The organism is Sphaerisporangium siamense (assembly GCF_014205275.1).
In the GTDB taxonomy this organism is placed as follows: Bacteria; Actinomycetota; Actinomycetes; order Streptosporangiales; family Streptosporangiaceae; genus Sphaerisporangium; species Sphaerisporangium siamense.
Genome location: NZ_JACHND010000001.1, coordinates 2,774,240 through 2,788,123, shown reverse-complemented (window position 1 = coordinate 2,788,123; position 13,884 = coordinate 2,774,240). Strand labels below are relative to the sequence as shown.

Sequence of the window (13,884 nt, the reverse complement as noted above, 5' to 3'; positions counted from 1 at the left end):
CCCACGAGTAGAAGGAAGTCAATGCTCGGCTACCTCGTGCGGCGGATCGGCCAGGCGGTCTTCGTGGTCCTGGTGGTCACCGTCGTCGTCTTCGTCCTGCTCCACCAACTGCCCGGCGGGCCCGCGCGGGCGATCATCGGGGCGAAGGCGACGGCGGAGCAGATCCGCGAGTTCAACAAGGCCAACGGGCTCGACGCCCCGGCGATGGTGCAGTACTTCCGCATGCTCCGCAACTGGGCCACCGGCGACTTCGGCTTCTCCTACAAGCTCAACCAGTCGGTCGGCGCCCTGATCGCCGACCGGCTGCCGAAGACGCTGGTGCTCAACCTCCTGGCCCTGGCCCTCACGGTGGCGATCTCGGTGCCGGTCGGCATCTACCAGGCCGTGCGGCGGGGCAGGACGTTCGACTACGCGGCGACGTGGGCGGCGTTCGTCTTCTACGCCGCCCCGTCGTTCTTCCTCGGCATCGTGCTCATCTCCCTGTTCTCCCAGCAACTGGAGATCTTCCCGCCGCAGGCCCCGCAGACCGACAGCGTCGCCGGGCTGTTCGCCGACTTCCGCTCGATGATCCTGCCGATCATCGTGCTGTCGCTGTCGGGCATCGCCATCGGGGCGCGGTACATGAGGTCGTCGGTGCTGGACAACATCGGCCAGGAGTACGTGCGCACGGCGCAGGCGAAAGGCTGTTCCGGCCTTCGCGTGATGACCCGCCACGTGCTCCGCAACGCGATCATCCCGATCGTGACGCTGCTCGGCCTCTCGCTGCCGGCGCTGTTCGCCGGCGCGCTGATCGCCGAGTCGCTGTTCAACTTCCCCGGCATGGGGCTGCTGTTCTGGCAGGCGGCGCAGGCGTCGGACTATCCGATCGAGCTCGCCGTCGTCCTGGTGACGGCGGTCGCCACCGTCGCCGGCAACCTCGTCGCCGACATCTGTTACGCGGTACTCGACCCGAGGGTGCGGTTGGCCGGATGAGCGTCCACGACGACAGTGAAGTGACGCCGCGCGCCGTCACCGCGGCGGAGGAGCTGCCCGGCGGCAGGCCCAAGAGCATGTGGCGTCTCGGCCTGGAGGCGTTCCTGGAGAACCGGCTCGCGGTGGCGGGCCTGGTGATCCTGGTGGCGGCGCTGCTGTTCTGCTTCCTGGGGCCGCTGGTCTACCGGACCAACCAGATCAACACCGACCTCGCGTCCGTCAACCTGGCGCCCGGCACGCCGGGGCACCCGCTCGGCACCGACCAGGCCGGGTACGACCAGCTCGGACGGCTGATGGCCGGCGGCCAGGTCTCGCTGACGATCGGGTTCGCGGCGGCGGCCATCTCGACCGTCATCGGCACCCTGTGGGGCGCGGTCGCCGGGTTCTTCGGCGGGCTGGTCGACACGGTGATGATGCGCGTCGTCGACGCGCTGCTCGCCATCCCGGCGCTGTTCCTGCTGCTGGTGCTGGTCACGATCGTCAAGCCCAGCATGGGGATGATGATCTTCGTCTTCGGGCTGACCGCGTGGCTGATCACCTCACGCCTGGTGCGCGGGGAATCGCTGTCGCTGCGGGTGCGCGAGTACGTCCAGGCCGTGCGGGTCATGGGCGGCACGTCCTGGCGCGCGGTGCTGCGGCACATCATGCCCAACGTCGCCGGCACCGTGATCGTCAACGCGACCTTCCAGGTGGCCGACGCGATCCTCGTGGTCGCCTACCTCGGCTTCCTGGGCCTCGGCATCTCACCGCCCGCCACCGACTGGGGCGGCATGCTCAACAACGGCGTGAACTTCATCTACACCAACGACTGGTGGCTGATCTACCCGCCCGGACTGGCGATCATCTTCGTCGTCGTGGCGGTGAACTTCATCGGGGACGGCGTGCGGGACGCCGTCGAGGTAAGGCTGCGGCGCCGATGAGCGGACCGCCGGCGACACCCGCGCCCACGGGGACTTCTGAGAGGGACGGCACGCACATGGCAACGGGAACGGCATCGACGTCCGCCGCTGGGGCCGCGACCGGCGCGGCGCCGTTGCTGGAACTGCGCGGGCTGTCCACCGAGATCAGGCTCAAGCACGCCGTCGTCCGCGCCGTGGACCAGGTCGACCTGACACTGTCCGCCGGGGAGACGCTCGGCCTGGTCGGCGAGTCCGGCAGCGGCAAGACCATGACCGCGATGTCGATCGAGCGGCTGCTGCCGCCGGGCGGGCGGATCACCGGCGGGCGGATCCTCTTCGGCGGCGTGGACCTGGTGGGGCTGCCGGAGCCGGAGCTGCGCGGGATCCGGGGCGCCGAGATCGGCCTGATCTCGCAGAACCCCACGATCTCGCTGAACCCGGTGGTGCCGGTCGGCGTCCAGGTGGCCGAGGCGCTGCTGCTGCACACCGGCGCCTCCAAGCGTGAGGCCCGCGAGCGCGTGGTCGAGACGTTCGCCTCGGTCGGCATCCCCAACCCGGCGCGGCGCTACGACGACTACCCCCACCAGCTCTCCGGCGGGCAGCAGCAGCGCGTGATGATCGCGATGGCGCTCATCTGCCGTCCGAAGCTCCTCATCGCCGACGAGCCGACCACCGCGCTCGACGTGACCATCCAGAAGCAGATCCTGGAGCTCATCGACCGGCTGCGCGAGGACCTCGGCATGGCCGTGATCCTCGTGACGCACGACCTCGGCGTGATCGCCGGGCACACCGACCGGGTCGCGGTGATGTACGCGGGCCGGGTCGTGGAACTGGCCGCCACCGAGGCGCTGTTCGCCGCGCCCCGCCACCGCTACACCGAGGCGCTGCTCGAAGCCCTGCCGGAGCGCGCCGCCGGGCGGAGCCACCAGCTGTACACGATCCCCGGCCTGCCGCCGGACCTGACCGAGGCGTCGCCGGGGTGCCGGTTCGCCCCGCGCTGCCGCTTCGCGACCGCCGCGTGCCGCGAACAGGACCCGCCGACGGTACGCCTGGACGGCCTCGCCCACGAGTACGCGTGCTTCCACCCCCGGGAGGAGTCCGGCCCGCCCACGGAGAACCTCCCGCCCGCCCCGGCGGCCGAGGCCCTCCCGGGAGCGGAGCCCGGCGCCCCGGTCACCGGGAACGGCGGCGCCGCGCGGGTCTCCGACCACTCCTGGGTGGCCCCGACCACGCCGATCCCTGACGACGGCACGCCGCTGCTGGAGATCAGGCAGGTCGTGCGCGACTTCCCCGTCACCGGCGGGGCGATACTCAAACGCAAGATCGGCGAGGTCAGCGCCGTGGCCGGGGTGAGCCTGCGCGTCGAGCGCGGCATGACCCTGGGCCTGGCCGGCGAGTCCGGGTGCGGCAAGACCACCCTCGGACGGCTGGTCGTCGGCCTCGAACGGCCGACCAGCGGCGAGATCCTCTTCCGCGGCCGGCGGATCGACCGGATGCGCGGCAAGGACGGGCGGCTGGAGCGCCGCCACATCCAGCTCATGTTCCAGGACTCCTACGGCTCCCTCGACCCGAGGATGCGGGTGCGGGCGATCCTGCGCGAACCGCTGGAGATCCAGCGGGTCGGCACCGGCCGCGACCGGGACCGCCGCGTCGACGAGCTGCTCGACGCGGTCGGACTCCCCCGGCGGGCCGCCGAGCGGTACCCGCACGAGTTCTCCGGCGGGCAGCGGCAGCGCATCGGCCTGGCCCGCGCGCTGGCCCTGCAACCCGCCCTGATCGTCGCCGACGAGCCGGTCTCGGCGCTGGACGTGTCGATCCAGGCGCAGGTGCTGAACCTGATGCGCGCCCTGCAGCGCGAGCGCGAGCTGACGTACCTGTTCATCAGCCACGACCTGGCCGTCGTGCGCTACCTGTCCGACGTGATCGCGGTGATGTACCTCGGCAAGGTCGTGGAGGTCGGCCCCGCCGAGGAGGTGTACACGACGCCGCGGCACCACTACACGCGGGCGCTGCTCGACACGATCCCGGTCGCCGACCCCGCCGTCGAGCGGGCCAAGCGCCGGCTCGGCGCGCCCGGCGAGCCGCCCTCGCCCACGGACCCGCCGAGCGGCTGCCGGTTCCGGACGCGATGCCCGGTCGCGCAGGACGTCTGCGCGACGCTGGAGCCGCCGCTCACCCCCGTGGCGGCCGACGCCGATCCACCCGCGCCGCCCGGCGGGCGCACGCACCACGTCGCGTGCCACTTCCCCCTGGCGGCGCCGGTCTCCGGGGCGGGCGCCCCGGCCGCGGGAGAGCACACGCCTGCGTGAGCGAGATCCATTCCGCCGGTTCCGTTCCGGCGCGGCCCACCCGCCGCCTGCTCCTCGTCATGGGCGCGCTGTCGACGTTCGGCCCGCTGTCGATCGACCTGTACCTGCCCGCGCTGCCCGACCTGGCCCGGCAGCTCCACGCCTCCGACAGCGCGGCGCAGTGGAGCATCTCCATGTGCCTGATCGGCCTGGCGACCGGCCAGCTCTTCATCGGCCCGCTCAGCGACCGGATCGGGCGCAAGCGTCCGCTGTTCGTCGGCGTGGCGATGTACGCGGTCGTGTCGCTGCTGTGCGCCGTGGCCCCCTCGATGGCCGCGCTGAACGTCCTGCGCCTGCTGCAAGGGCTGGCCGGGTCGGCCGGCACGGTGATCGTCGGCGCGATGGTCCGCGACATGTACGAGGGGCAGCGGATGGCGCGCATCCTGTCCCTGCTGATGCTCGTCGGCGGCATCGCGCCCATCGTGGCGCCGGTGCTGGGCGGGCAACTGCTGTACGTGACGGACTGGCGCGGCATCTTCGTCACGCTCGGCGCGATCTCGGTGCTGCTGCTGGTCGCGGTGACCGCGCTGCCCGAGACGCTACGGCCGGAGCTGCGGCACGTCGGCGGGCTGCGGCGCGTCCGCGAGGGCTTCACCTCGGTGGTCCGCGACCGGGTCTTCGTCGGCTGCGCGCTCGGGTCGAGCGTCGGCGGGGCCGCGCTGTTCATCTACATCTCGGTCAGCGCGTTCGTGCTCGAAGGCGGCTACGGCGTGAGCCCGCAGGCGTTCTCGTTCATCTTCGGCGTCAACTCGGTCGGCCTGATGCTGAGCGGGTACGCGAACGCGCTGCTGCTGCGCCGCCTGCGGCCGGAACCACTGCTGGTCGGCGGGGCGCTGATCGCCGCGGGCACGGGGGTGTTCTGCCTGGTCGCCGCGCTGCTGCACGCGCCGCTGGCGGTGTTCCTGCCCGCCCTGTTCCTGACCGTCGCGACCGGCGGGCTGGCCTCGCCGAACGCGACGGCGCTCGCGCTCGTCCGCCACTCCGCCAACGCGGGGACGGCCGCGGCGCTGCTCGGCAGCAGCGGCTTCCTGCTGGGAGCCCTGCTCGCGCCGGCCGCCTCGCTCGGCGGCGCGAGCGCGGTCGCCATGACGTGCGGGATAGCGATCTCCCGGTCCATGGCCTGGGCGGCCTACCGGTTCATCGCGATCCCGGGCCGCCGCGAGGCCGGACCCGAGGCTCCGGCGCGGGACGCTACAGCCGCTTGACCAGGAACTCGGCGGCCCGCTCGGCGATCATCGCGGTCGGGGCGTTGGTGTTGCCCGTCGTCACGGTCGGCATGACCGAGGCATCGGCGACGCGCAGCGCCTCGACGCCGTGCACGGCCAGCTCCTCGTCCACGACGGCCTCCTCGTGCCCGCCCATCGCGCACGTGCCGGACTGGTGGTGGTAGGTGACCACGGTCTCGCGGATGTAGTCGTCCAGCAGCTCGCGGGTGGCGCCGAGCGTGCCCGGGTACAGCTCGGTGGCGCCCCACTCGGCGCGCAGCGCCGGCCGCGCGCCGATCTCCCGGCACAGCTCCACCGCCGCGGCCAGCGCGTCCAGGTCGGCGCGCGACGACAGCACCCGCGGGTCGATCAGCGGCGCGAGGCCGGGGTCGGCGCCGGCGATGGTGACCCGGCCGCGGCTCGCGGGGCGGACCAGGCCGGCCATCAGCGAGACGCCGTCGGCGGGACCGGACATCCAGTCCGCGTACAGCGGCGCCCCGAAATGGAGGGGTTGCAGGTCCGGGACGGGCAGCTCGGGCCGGCTGCGCGCGAACAGGTGGCTCTGCGTGGTGGGCAGGCCGCGGGGGACGCCGGGCGGGCGGGCGGTGCCGAAGATGACCGGCACGAGCCAGTGGTCCTGGAGGTTGCGGCCCACGCCCGGCAGCGCCGCCACCACGTCGATGCCCAGGGGGCGCAGCGTCAGGGGATCGCCGACGCCGGACCGCTGGAGCAGCGCGGGCGAGCCGATCGCGCCGGCGGCGACCACGACGTGCTGGTCCGCCCGGACGCGCCCGGCGGCCCCGTCCCGCACGTACTCGACGCCGGTGCAGCGCGTGCCCTCGAACAGCAGCCGCCGCACGTGCGCTCCGGTCAGCACGCGCAGGCGCGGGTGGTCGCGCACCGGCCCGAGGTAGGCGCCGGCCGTCGTCAGCCGCCGCCCGTCGCGGATGGTGAACCGCATGAACGACACGCCGTCGGGCGACCCGTCGTTGTAGTCGTCGTCGAACGGCACGCCGGCCTGCACCGCGGCCTCGACGATCGCGCGCTGCACCGGGTCGGGCTCGTAGTCGCGCAGCACGGCCAGCAGGCCGCCGTGCTCGGCCTCGACGCGCCGGAACACCGGTTCGACGTCGGCCCACGACCACCGGGGGTTGCCGAGATACGCCCAGGTGTCGTAGTCGGCCCGGTGGCCGCGCACCCAGATCATCGCGTTGAGCGCGTGCGACCCCGACACCACCCGCCCGCGGGGCAGGTGCAGCCGGCGGTTGTGCGCGTGCGCCTGGGGGACGGTGCGGTATCCCCAGTCGACGTCGGAGTCCCACAGTTCGTGCATGCGCGCGGGGTCGGAGATGGCCTGGTTGTCCGTGCCGTCCGGCCCGGCCTCGACCAGCAGGACCGTGGCGCCGGCGTCGAGCAGCCGCCGGGCGGCGACGCAGCCCGCGGTCCCCGCGCCGACGACGACCACATCGGCGGCACGCGGCGTCTCTGTCATGGTCATCACACCGGTTGCTCGTCGGGATAGGCGACCCGGCCGAGCTCGGTGATGAACGCCCCGCCTCCGCCGCAGGCCACCGTGTCGTCCGGGCCGAGGGCGAGGAACGTGCCGGTGGTGCGCATCGCGTCGAGGTCGTACAGCCAGGTGGTGGCGACCGGGATGAGGAACTCGCGGAACGTGAAGACGTACAGGCCGTCGCCGAGGGACCAGGTGGCGGCGAGGTCCACGTCGCCCTGGCCGCGCTGCGCGCCGGCCAGGCACTGCCAGGCGTACCGCTCGCTGTTCAGGTACACGTGCTCGTACAGGAGGCCGGGGCCGTAATGATACTGGGCCCGCCAGCCGATGAGGTCGCGGGTCGGGGCCGGCTCGGCGCCGGACACCTCCACGCCGGCGAGCGTTCCCGGCGTGAAGGTCTGGCCCACCCGCGGCTCCCCGGGCGTCGGCTCGGGCGCGACGTCGGAGGCGACGCGCAGCGTCCTGCCGGTGTCCTCGCGCACGACGAGCACGTCGGCGTGCCGCGGCTCGTCCCCGCGGCGGAGGGTGAGGAACCACACGCCGAGCCGGACCTCGACGGCCTCGTACCAGTCCTCGCCGCTCCGCGCGCCGCGCCGCCACTCGACGGTTTCGCCGGTCCTGAACCGCAGCACGAGGTCGTCTGAGGCTTCCTCGGCGATCCGCAGCTCGCGGCCGGCGAGCCGGTCGGTGCGCGGCAGGCGGTTGCCGGCGAGGTCGCCGGTGACCCCGTCCCCTGGATCCGCGTCCACGGAGAAAGGCTGGGACGCCGTCACGGGGCGATCTCCGGGTCCAGGGGCTCGAAGGCCAGGGTGGGCAGGTCGACGCAGGTGGCGCCGCAGTCGGCCACCACCACGGAGCCGGTCATCGCCGAGGCGTCGCGGCTCGCGAGGAACGCGACGACGGAGGCGATCTCGTCGGACTCGGCCGCGCGCCGCAGCGGGACGTCCTTGGTGGCGAGGGCGTACGCGGCCTCCCTGTCGATGCCGTGCATCTCGCCGAGCGCGTCCATCTCCTCGTCGGCCATCGGCGTGCGCACCCAGCCCGGGCAGACCGCGTTGACGCGCACGCCGTGGCGGCCGTAGTCGCGCGCGAGCGAGCGGGTCAGCCCGATGAGCGCGTGCTTGGTGGTGACGTAGCCGGCGACGCCCGGCCCGGCGAACAGCCCGGCGATCGAGGACACCACGACCACGGCGCCGCGGCGCTCCATGAGCCGCGGCAACGCCTCGCGGACGGTGACGAACGCGGTGTCGAGGTTGATCCGCAGGGTGTAGTGCCAGTCGTCGTCGCCGGTCTCCAGCGCCGTGCCCGGCCGGTGCCCGCCCGCGTTGGCGACCACCACGTCCAGCCCGCCGAACCGGTCCACCGCCGCGGCGACCGCGGCGCGGACGTCGGCGGTCTCGGCGGCGTCGCCGGACACGACGGCCGCCCGGTCGCCCAGCTCGCCCGCCAGCTCGTGCAGCGGCGCCGCGCGCCTGCCGCACAGCACGACCGCGGCGCCCTCCGCGACCAGGCGCCTGCTCACCGCGGCGCCGATGCCGGTGCCCGCGCCGGTGACCAGCGCGACCTTTCCCGAGAACCGGCCAAGATCCATCACGTACTGCCCCTCCGTCGACCTACCGGAACCGTAGGGAAGGCGTGCCGGGCGGCGCGACGGTTCGGCACATATCGGTGCACTCGCCGACAAGTTGCGAACAGTCAGAGTCAAGGCGCCAGGTCCGGATCCGGGGCGCTAGAGGACGTCGGCGGTCATCCGCTCGCAGGGGACCAGGTCCCGGCTGAGCCGGTACTCGCGCGGCGCGAGGCCGTAGCTGGCCTTGAACACCCTGCTGAAGTGCGCGGCGTCGACGAAGCCCCAGCGGGCGCCGATGGCGCTGACGGCGATCTCACGCGAGCCGGGGTCGAGCAGGTCGCGGCGGCACTGCTCCAGGCGCCGCTCGCGGATGTAGCGCCCCACCGACATGCCCTCGGCGCGGAACAGTTTGTGCAGGTAGCCGGTGGACACGTAGCAGGCCGCGGCGATCGCCTCGGGCCCGAGGGCGGGGTCGTCGAGGTGCCGCGCGATGAACATCTTGGCGCGGTTGAGCAGCATGCGCATCGAGTCGGTGGCGTCGGCGCGCTCGCCGAGCAGGGAGGCGTACAGCGTGCCGATCAGGTCGACGACGTTGTCGGCGAGCCGCATCGGGTGGGAGTCGCCGACCTCGTCGATGTGGCCGGCCAGGTTCACCAGCATGGGCGAGACCACGCCGCCGAGCCCGCGCCTGCCGGAGACCCGCCGGGCGGTGACCTCGCGCATCGCGTTGCCGGGCAGGCGCAGCTCGCGGTGCGGGAACATGACCATGATCACCCGGCAGGTGCCGTCGAAGGTGACCTGGTAGGGCCGGCTGGTGTCGTAGATCGCGATCTCGCCGGGCAGCAGCGGGGCCTCGCGCCCGTCCTGGGCGATCCGCACGCGCCCGCTGGTGGGGAGGCTCAGCTTGTAGAACCCGGCCTCGTCGGAGCGGGCGATGTGCTTCTCGGTGCGCTCGGCGCGGTGCGGCGCCGCGGTCACCTCGGTGACCATCACGGTGCCGAGCGTCTCGCCGGCGATCTCGCCGGCGAAGGCGTCGGCGCCGCGGAACTCGAAGTCGAGCGGGACGAAGGATCGGGAGACCGCGTGCCGCCAGAGTTCCTCGCGTTCCCGCATCGCCACATCGGTCGTCCGGACCAGAACGGTCATGGCCCGCACCTCCGTACCGAACGGTGCTCTCCGGCACGGCCGACCTGCCGTACCCTTCGATTCATATATGAAATCATAGGCGACTGCGCTGGGACAGCCCTTGATGCGCAGCCGTGACCTGAGCACATTCAGGCAAGCAAAGTGCGCTGCCGGACTAGCGACACGCGCCACGCCCGATCCACGCTGGGACCGACCTCCCACACCCGAGAACAGGCCTCTTCACATGACGATGATGCTCGACATCCCGGACGACACGGCACGCACCCCGCGGCTGCGCAGGCCAGGCCGGCTCTTCGTCGGCGGGGCATGGCGCCCGGCGTCGGACGGCCGGGAGTTCGCCACCGTGGACCCCGCCACCGGCGAGGAGATCGGCCTGGTCGCCGCCGCGGGCAAGGCCGACGTCGACGACGCGATCGCCGCGGCCCGGCAGGCGCTGCACGACCCCGCGTGGTCGGGCATGTCCCCGTCGGCGCGCGGACGCCTGCTGTGGCGGCTCGCCGACCTGATCGAGGCCAACGCCGACGAGCTCGCCCACCTGGAGACCCACGACCAGGGCCAGCCGTTCGGCGTCGCCCGGCACATCTCGGTCACGGGGACGGCCGAGCACTTCCGCTACTTCGCCGGCTGGACCACCAAGATCGAGGGCGCGACGATCCCGGTGTCGCTGCCGGACGTCATGCACTACACGCGGCGCGAGCCGGTCGGCGTGTGCGCGCTGATCACGCCGTGGAACTTCCCGCTGATGATCCTGAGCTGGAAGCTCGCGCCCGCGCTGGCCTGCGGCAACACGGTCGTGATCAAGCCGGCCGAGCAGACGCCGCTCACCGCGCTGAAGCTGATGGAGCTGTGCGAGGAGGCCGGCGTCCCCTCCGGCGTGGTCAACCTGCTCACCGGCGGCCCCGACGTCGGCGCGGCGCTGGTCTCCCACCCCGGCGTGGACAAGGTGTCGTTCACCGGCTCCACCGAGGTCGGGCGCAGCATCCTGCGCGCCTCCGCGGACCACCTGGCCCGCGTCACGCTCGAACTCGGCGGCAAGACCCCGGTGATCGTGGCCGCCGACGCCGACATCGACCGCGCCGTGGCCGGATGCGTCCAGGGCGCGATGTTCAACAGCGGCCAGGTCTGCGCCGCCTACTCCCGCTTCTACGTCGACGCCCGCCGCGCCGACGAGTTCACGGAGAAGGCCGCCGCGCTGGCCGGCAAGGTCGTGCTGGGGCCGGGCATCGCGCCGGACACCGAGACCGGGCCTCTGGTCAGCGCGGAGCACCTGGAGCGGGTCGACCGCTACGTGCGCGAAGGCGTGGCCGCGGGCGCGGACCTGCTGACCGGCGGCGCGCGCGAGGAGGGCCCCCTCGCGAACGGGTACTTCTACCGGCCGACCGTGTTCGCCGGCGTCACCGACGAGATGAGCATCGCCCGCGAGGAGATCTTCGGCCCGGTGATGTCGGTGCTCACCTACGACGACCCCGAGGAGCTCGCCGGGCGCGCGAACGACAGCGAGTACGGCCTGGCCGCGTCCATCTGGACCGACGACCTGACGACCGCCCACCGGCTCGCCGCCGACGTCCAGGCCGGGGCCGTGTTCGTCAACATGCTGCACACCCCCGACCCCGCGGCGCCGTGGGGCGGCTTCAAGAGCAGCGGCTTCGGCCGCGAGATGGGCGCCTACGCGCTCGACGTGTACACCGAGGTCAAGGGCGTCTTCATCAACCTCGCCCGTTCCTGACCCTCTCCCGAACACTCCCCGGCACTTCTGAACGACGGCGAAGCGCCCGCGACGACCGCGGGCGCTTCGCCGTTTCCGCGTTTCCGCGTGTCCGCCTTCGCCAGTGTCCCGTCCGGCTCCGGGGGCCGCCGCGGGGATCTTCGCGAGTCATTGACGCTCCATCTATCTATAGGGCTATTGTACTAGCATCCTAGATATATGGAGAAAGTCGTGATCGAGTTCCATCTGGACGACCGGTCGGGGCTGTCGCCGTACCAACAGCTCGCCCGTCAGGTCCGGCAGGCGCTGCGGCTCGGTCTGCTCCGCGAGGGCGACCGGCTGCCGACGGTGAAAGAGGTCGTGGCCCAGCTCGCGATCAACCCGAACACGGTGCTCAAGGCCTACCGCGAGCTGGAGCACGAGGGCCTGGTGGCCGCGCGGCCGGGCGTCGGCACGTTCGTGACCGCGACGCTCACCGACGCCTCGCTGGCCGCGCACGGCCCCCTGCGCCTGGAGCTGCGGCGCTGGCTCGCCAAGGCGCGCCGGGCCGGTCTGGACGACGAGAGCATCGAGGCCCTGTTCACGTCCACCTTTCGCACCGCCGCCCAGGAGGACATAGCGTGACCAGCGTCTTACACACCGAGGGACTGGGCAAGAAGTACGGGCGCCGCTGGGCACTGTCGGACTGCGACCTCGACATCCCGGCCGGGCACGTGGTGGGCCTCGTCGGCCCCAACGGGGCGGGCAAGACCACCCTGCTCCACCTGGCCGCCGGCCTCCTGTCCCCCACGGCGGGCGCCATCAGCGTGCTCGGCGGCGTCCCCGGAGACGGCCCCGCGCAGCTCGCCAAGGTCGGGTTCGTCGCCCAGGACACCCCGACCTACGCCGGGCTGACCGTCGCCGAGCACCTGCGGCTCGGCGCGCGGCTCAACCCTCGCTGGGACGACGCGCTGGCGCGCGACCGTCTCGCCCGGCTCGGCCTCGACCCCGACCGCCGGGCCGGGAAGATGTCGGGCGGGCAGCGCGCCCAGCTCGCCCTCACCCTCGGCATCGCCAAACGCCCCGACCTGCTGATCCTGGACGAGCCCGTCGCCGCGCTGGACCCGCTGGCGCGCCGCGAGTTCATGCAAGGGCTGATGGAGGCCGCCGCCGAGCACGAGCTGAGCGTGCTGTTCTCCTCACACCTGATCAGCGACCTGGAACGGGCCTGCGACTACCTGATCGTGCTCGTCGACTCCCGCGTGCGGGTGGCCGGCGAGGTCGAGGAGCTGCTGTCCACCCACCACCGGCTCACCGGCGCCCGCCGCGACCCCGACCGGCTTCCGGCCGGCCAGCACGTCGTCGCGGCCAGCCACACCGACCGGCAGACCACACTGACCATCCGCACCGACGCCCCGATCCACGACCCCTCCTGGACCGTCAGTCAGGTCGGCCTTGAGGACCTCGTCCTCGCCTACATGAGCACGCGGGCCCATGACAGGTCCGCACGCCCGGCCCTGGAGGTCCAGCGATGATCTGGTTGACCTGGCGTCAGTTCCGCGCCGCGGCCATGATGGCGGGCGCCGCCCTGGCCGTGCTCGCCGCCGTGCTCGGCCTCACCGGTCCCGGCATCGCCGGCGCGTACACCTCGGGGCTCGCCACCTGCGGGCCGGATCCCGGCGGCTGCGCGGCCTTCCTGCGCGCCTTCGCCGGCGATCACGAAGGCATCTTCCTCACCGTCAACGCGGTCGTGCTGGTCGTCCCCGCCCTGATCGGGCTCTTCTGGGGAGCGCCGCTGATCACCCGGGAGATCGAGGCCGGCACGCACCGCCTGGTGTGGAACCAGAGCGTCACCCGCACCCGGTGGCTGGCGGTCAAGCTCGCCTTCGTCGGCCTGGCCGCCATGGTCACCGCGGGAGTGACCGGCCTCGCCGCGACCTGGTGGGCCGGCCCTCTCGACGGCCTCGGCGAGGACGTCACGCGGATGACGCCGCTGCTGTTCGGCGAGCGCGGCGTCGCCCCGATCGGGTACGCCGTCTTCGCCTTCACGCTGGGCGTGACCGCCGGGATGTTCGTGCGGCGCACGGTCGCCGCCATGGCCCTCACCCTGGCCCTCTTCACCGTCGTGCAGCTCGTCATGCCCACGCTGGTCCGGCCGCACCTGCTCACGCCCGTCCGCAAGGTCGTCCAGATCAGCGAGTCCACTGTCGGCGAGTTCCGGGGCCGTCGCGACGGTCCCATCGACGTGGAAGGGAAGTCACCCGAGGCGGGCGCGTGGGTGTTGTCCAACCGGACCCTCGACGGGTCCGGCCGCCACGTCGATTCGATCCCTCTGGCCGCGTCCTCGGGCCCCTGCGCGCCGTCCCCCGCCGGACTGGGCAGGTGCTTCGCCGAGATGACCCGCCTCGGGTACCGCCTGGAACTGACCTACCACCCCATCAGCCGCTTCTGGCCGTTCCAATGGATCGAGTTCGGGATCTACGCCGTCCTCGCCCTCGGCCTGGCGGGCGTCTGCTTCCGGCGGATCCGCCGGCACGTCTCCTGACCTCC

General features: G+C 72.9%; 12 protein-coding genes. 8 read left to right on the top strand and 4 right to left on the bottom strand.

From position 1 onward, the window contains the following. Window positions 1–21 precede the first annotated feature (21 nt). The 4 genes from BJ982_RS12940 to BJ982_RS12925 are packed head-to-tail and all read left to right on the top strand — an operon-like array spanning window position 22 to window position 5,424. On the top strand, window positions 22–972 hold the full coding sequence (locus BJ982_RS12940) for an ABC transporter permease (protein WP_184879886.1): 951 nt from the start codon (window positions 22–24) through the stop codon (window positions 970–972). Beyond that, the gene (locus BJ982_RS12935) at window positions 969–1,892 is read left to right on the top strand and encodes an ABC transporter permease (protein WP_184879884.1); all 924 of its coding nucleotides are present in this window, start codon (window positions 969–971) and stop codon (window positions 1,890–1,892) included. Before BJ982_RS12940 ends, BJ982_RS12935 begins: the two co-directional genes overlap by 4 nt. Window positions 1,893–1,948: 56 nt before the next feature. Continuing rightward, complete coding sequence (locus BJ982_RS12930; protein WP_184879882.1) at window positions 1,949–4,180, top strand: ABC transporter ATP-binding protein; 2,232 nt, start codon at window positions 1,949–1,951, stop codon at window positions 4,178–4,180. Beyond that, window positions 4,177–5,424 carry a multidrug effflux MFS transporter gene (locus BJ982_RS12925; protein ID WP_184879880.1) on the top strand — a complete coding sequence of 416 codons (1,248 nt, stop codon included), beginning with the start codon at window positions 4,177–4,179 and terminating at the stop codon, window positions 5,422–5,424. Before BJ982_RS12930 ends, BJ982_RS12925 begins: the two co-directional genes overlap by 4 nt. Here BJ982_RS12925 and BJ982_RS12920 read toward each other — a convergent pair. From BJ982_RS12920 to BJ982_RS12905, 4 genes are all read right to left on the bottom strand, one after another. Then, window positions 5,411–6,922, bottom strand: coding sequence for a GMC family oxidoreductase (locus BJ982_RS12920; RefSeq protein WP_221482306.1), 1,512 nt, complete (start codon window positions 6,920–6,922; stop codon window positions 5,411–5,413). The two genes, BJ982_RS12925 and BJ982_RS12920, sit on opposite strands and share 14 nt — an antisense overlap. Next, a complete protein-coding gene (locus BJ982_RS12915; protein ID WP_184879878.1) occupies window positions 6,922–7,683 on the bottom strand; it encodes a MoaF C-terminal domain-containing protein in 762 nt (253 codons plus the stop codon). The genes BJ982_RS12920 and BJ982_RS12915 overlap by 1 nt, the downstream gene beginning before the upstream one ends. Window positions 7,684–7,703: 20 nt before the next feature. Beyond that, complete coding sequence (locus BJ982_RS12910; RefSeq protein ID WP_184888771.1) at window positions 7,704–8,525, bottom strand: SDR family NAD(P)-dependent oxidoreductase; 822 nt, start codon at window positions 8,523–8,525, stop codon at window positions 7,704–7,706. Between the two features lie 138 nt (window positions 8,526–8,663). Further along, a complete protein-coding gene (locus BJ982_RS12905; RefSeq protein ID WP_184879876.1) occupies window positions 8,664–9,650 on the bottom strand; it encodes an AraC-like ligand-binding domain-containing protein in 987 nt (328 codons plus the stop codon). A 223-nt stretch (window positions 9,651–9,873) separates the two neighbouring features. Between BJ982_RS12905 and BJ982_RS12900 the strand changes: the two genes are divergently transcribed. The 4 genes from BJ982_RS12900 to BJ982_RS12885 all read left to right on the top strand — a co-directional run bounded on the left by BJ982_RS12900 (window position 9,874) and on the right by BJ982_RS12885 (window position 13,879). After that, window positions 9,874–11,376 (top strand): aldehyde dehydrogenase family protein, encoded by a 1,503-nt coding sequence (locus tag BJ982_RS12900; RefSeq protein WP_275411703.1) that lies wholly within the window; start codon window positions 9,874–9,876, stop codon window positions 11,374–11,376. A 198-nt stretch (window positions 11,377–11,574) separates the two neighbouring features. Next, window positions 11,575–11,979, top strand: coding sequence for a GntR family transcriptional regulator (locus BJ982_RS12895; RefSeq protein ID WP_184879874.1), 405 nt, complete (start codon window positions 11,575–11,577; stop codon window positions 11,977–11,979). Next, entirely contained in the window at window positions 11,976–12,869 is an 894-nt protein-coding gene (locus BJ982_RS12890; RefSeq protein WP_184879872.1) for an ABC transporter ATP-binding protein, read from the top strand. Before BJ982_RS12895 ends, BJ982_RS12890 begins: the two co-directional genes overlap by 4 nt. Next, window positions 12,866–13,879: an ABC-2 membrane transporter-related protein gene (locus BJ982_RS12885; protein WP_184879870.1), complete on the top strand. Its 1,014-nt coding sequence runs from the start codon at window positions 12,866–12,868 to the stop codon at window positions 13,877–13,879. Before BJ982_RS12890 ends, BJ982_RS12885 begins: the two co-directional genes overlap by 4 nt. Window positions 13,880–13,884: the final 5 nt, after the last annotated feature.

Excerpts from the sequence above, each read along its gene's own strand:
- BJ982_RS12920 (WP_221482306.1), bottom strand. The coding sequence starts at position 6,922 with ATGACCATGACAGAGACGCCGCGTGCCGCCGATGTGGTCGTCGTCGGC.
- BJ982_RS12910 (WP_184888771.1), bottom strand. The coding sequence starts at position 8,525 with ATGGATCTTGGCCGGTTCTCGGGAAAGGTCGCGCTGGTCACCGGCGCG.
- BJ982_RS12935 (WP_184879884.1), top strand. The coding sequence starts at position 969 with ATGAGCGTCCACGACGACAGTGAAGTGACGCCGCGCGCCGTCACCGCG.
- BJ982_RS12900 (WP_275411703.1), top strand. The coding sequence starts at position 9,874 with ATGACGATGATGCTCGACATCCCGGACGACACGGCACGCACCCCGCGG.
- BJ982_RS12940 (WP_184879886.1), top strand. The coding sequence starts at position 22 with ATGCTCGGCTACCTCGTGCGGCGGATCGGCCAGGCGGTCTTCGTGGTC.
- BJ982_RS12895 (WP_184879874.1), top strand. The coding sequence starts at position 11,575 with ATGGAGAAAGTCGTGATCGAGTTCCATCTGGACGACCGGTCGGGGCTG.
- BJ982_RS12905 (WP_184879876.1), bottom strand. The coding sequence starts at position 9,650 with ATGACCGTTCTGGTCCGGACGACCGATGTGGCGATGCGGGAACGCGAG.
- BJ982_RS12930 (WP_184879882.1), top strand. The coding sequence starts at position 1,949 with ATGGCAACGGGAACGGCATCGACGTCCGCCGCTGGGGCCGCGACCGGC.
- BJ982_RS12885 (WP_184879870.1), top strand. The coding sequence starts at position 12,866 with ATGATCTGGTTGACCTGGCGTCAGTTCCGCGCCGCGGCCATGATGGCG.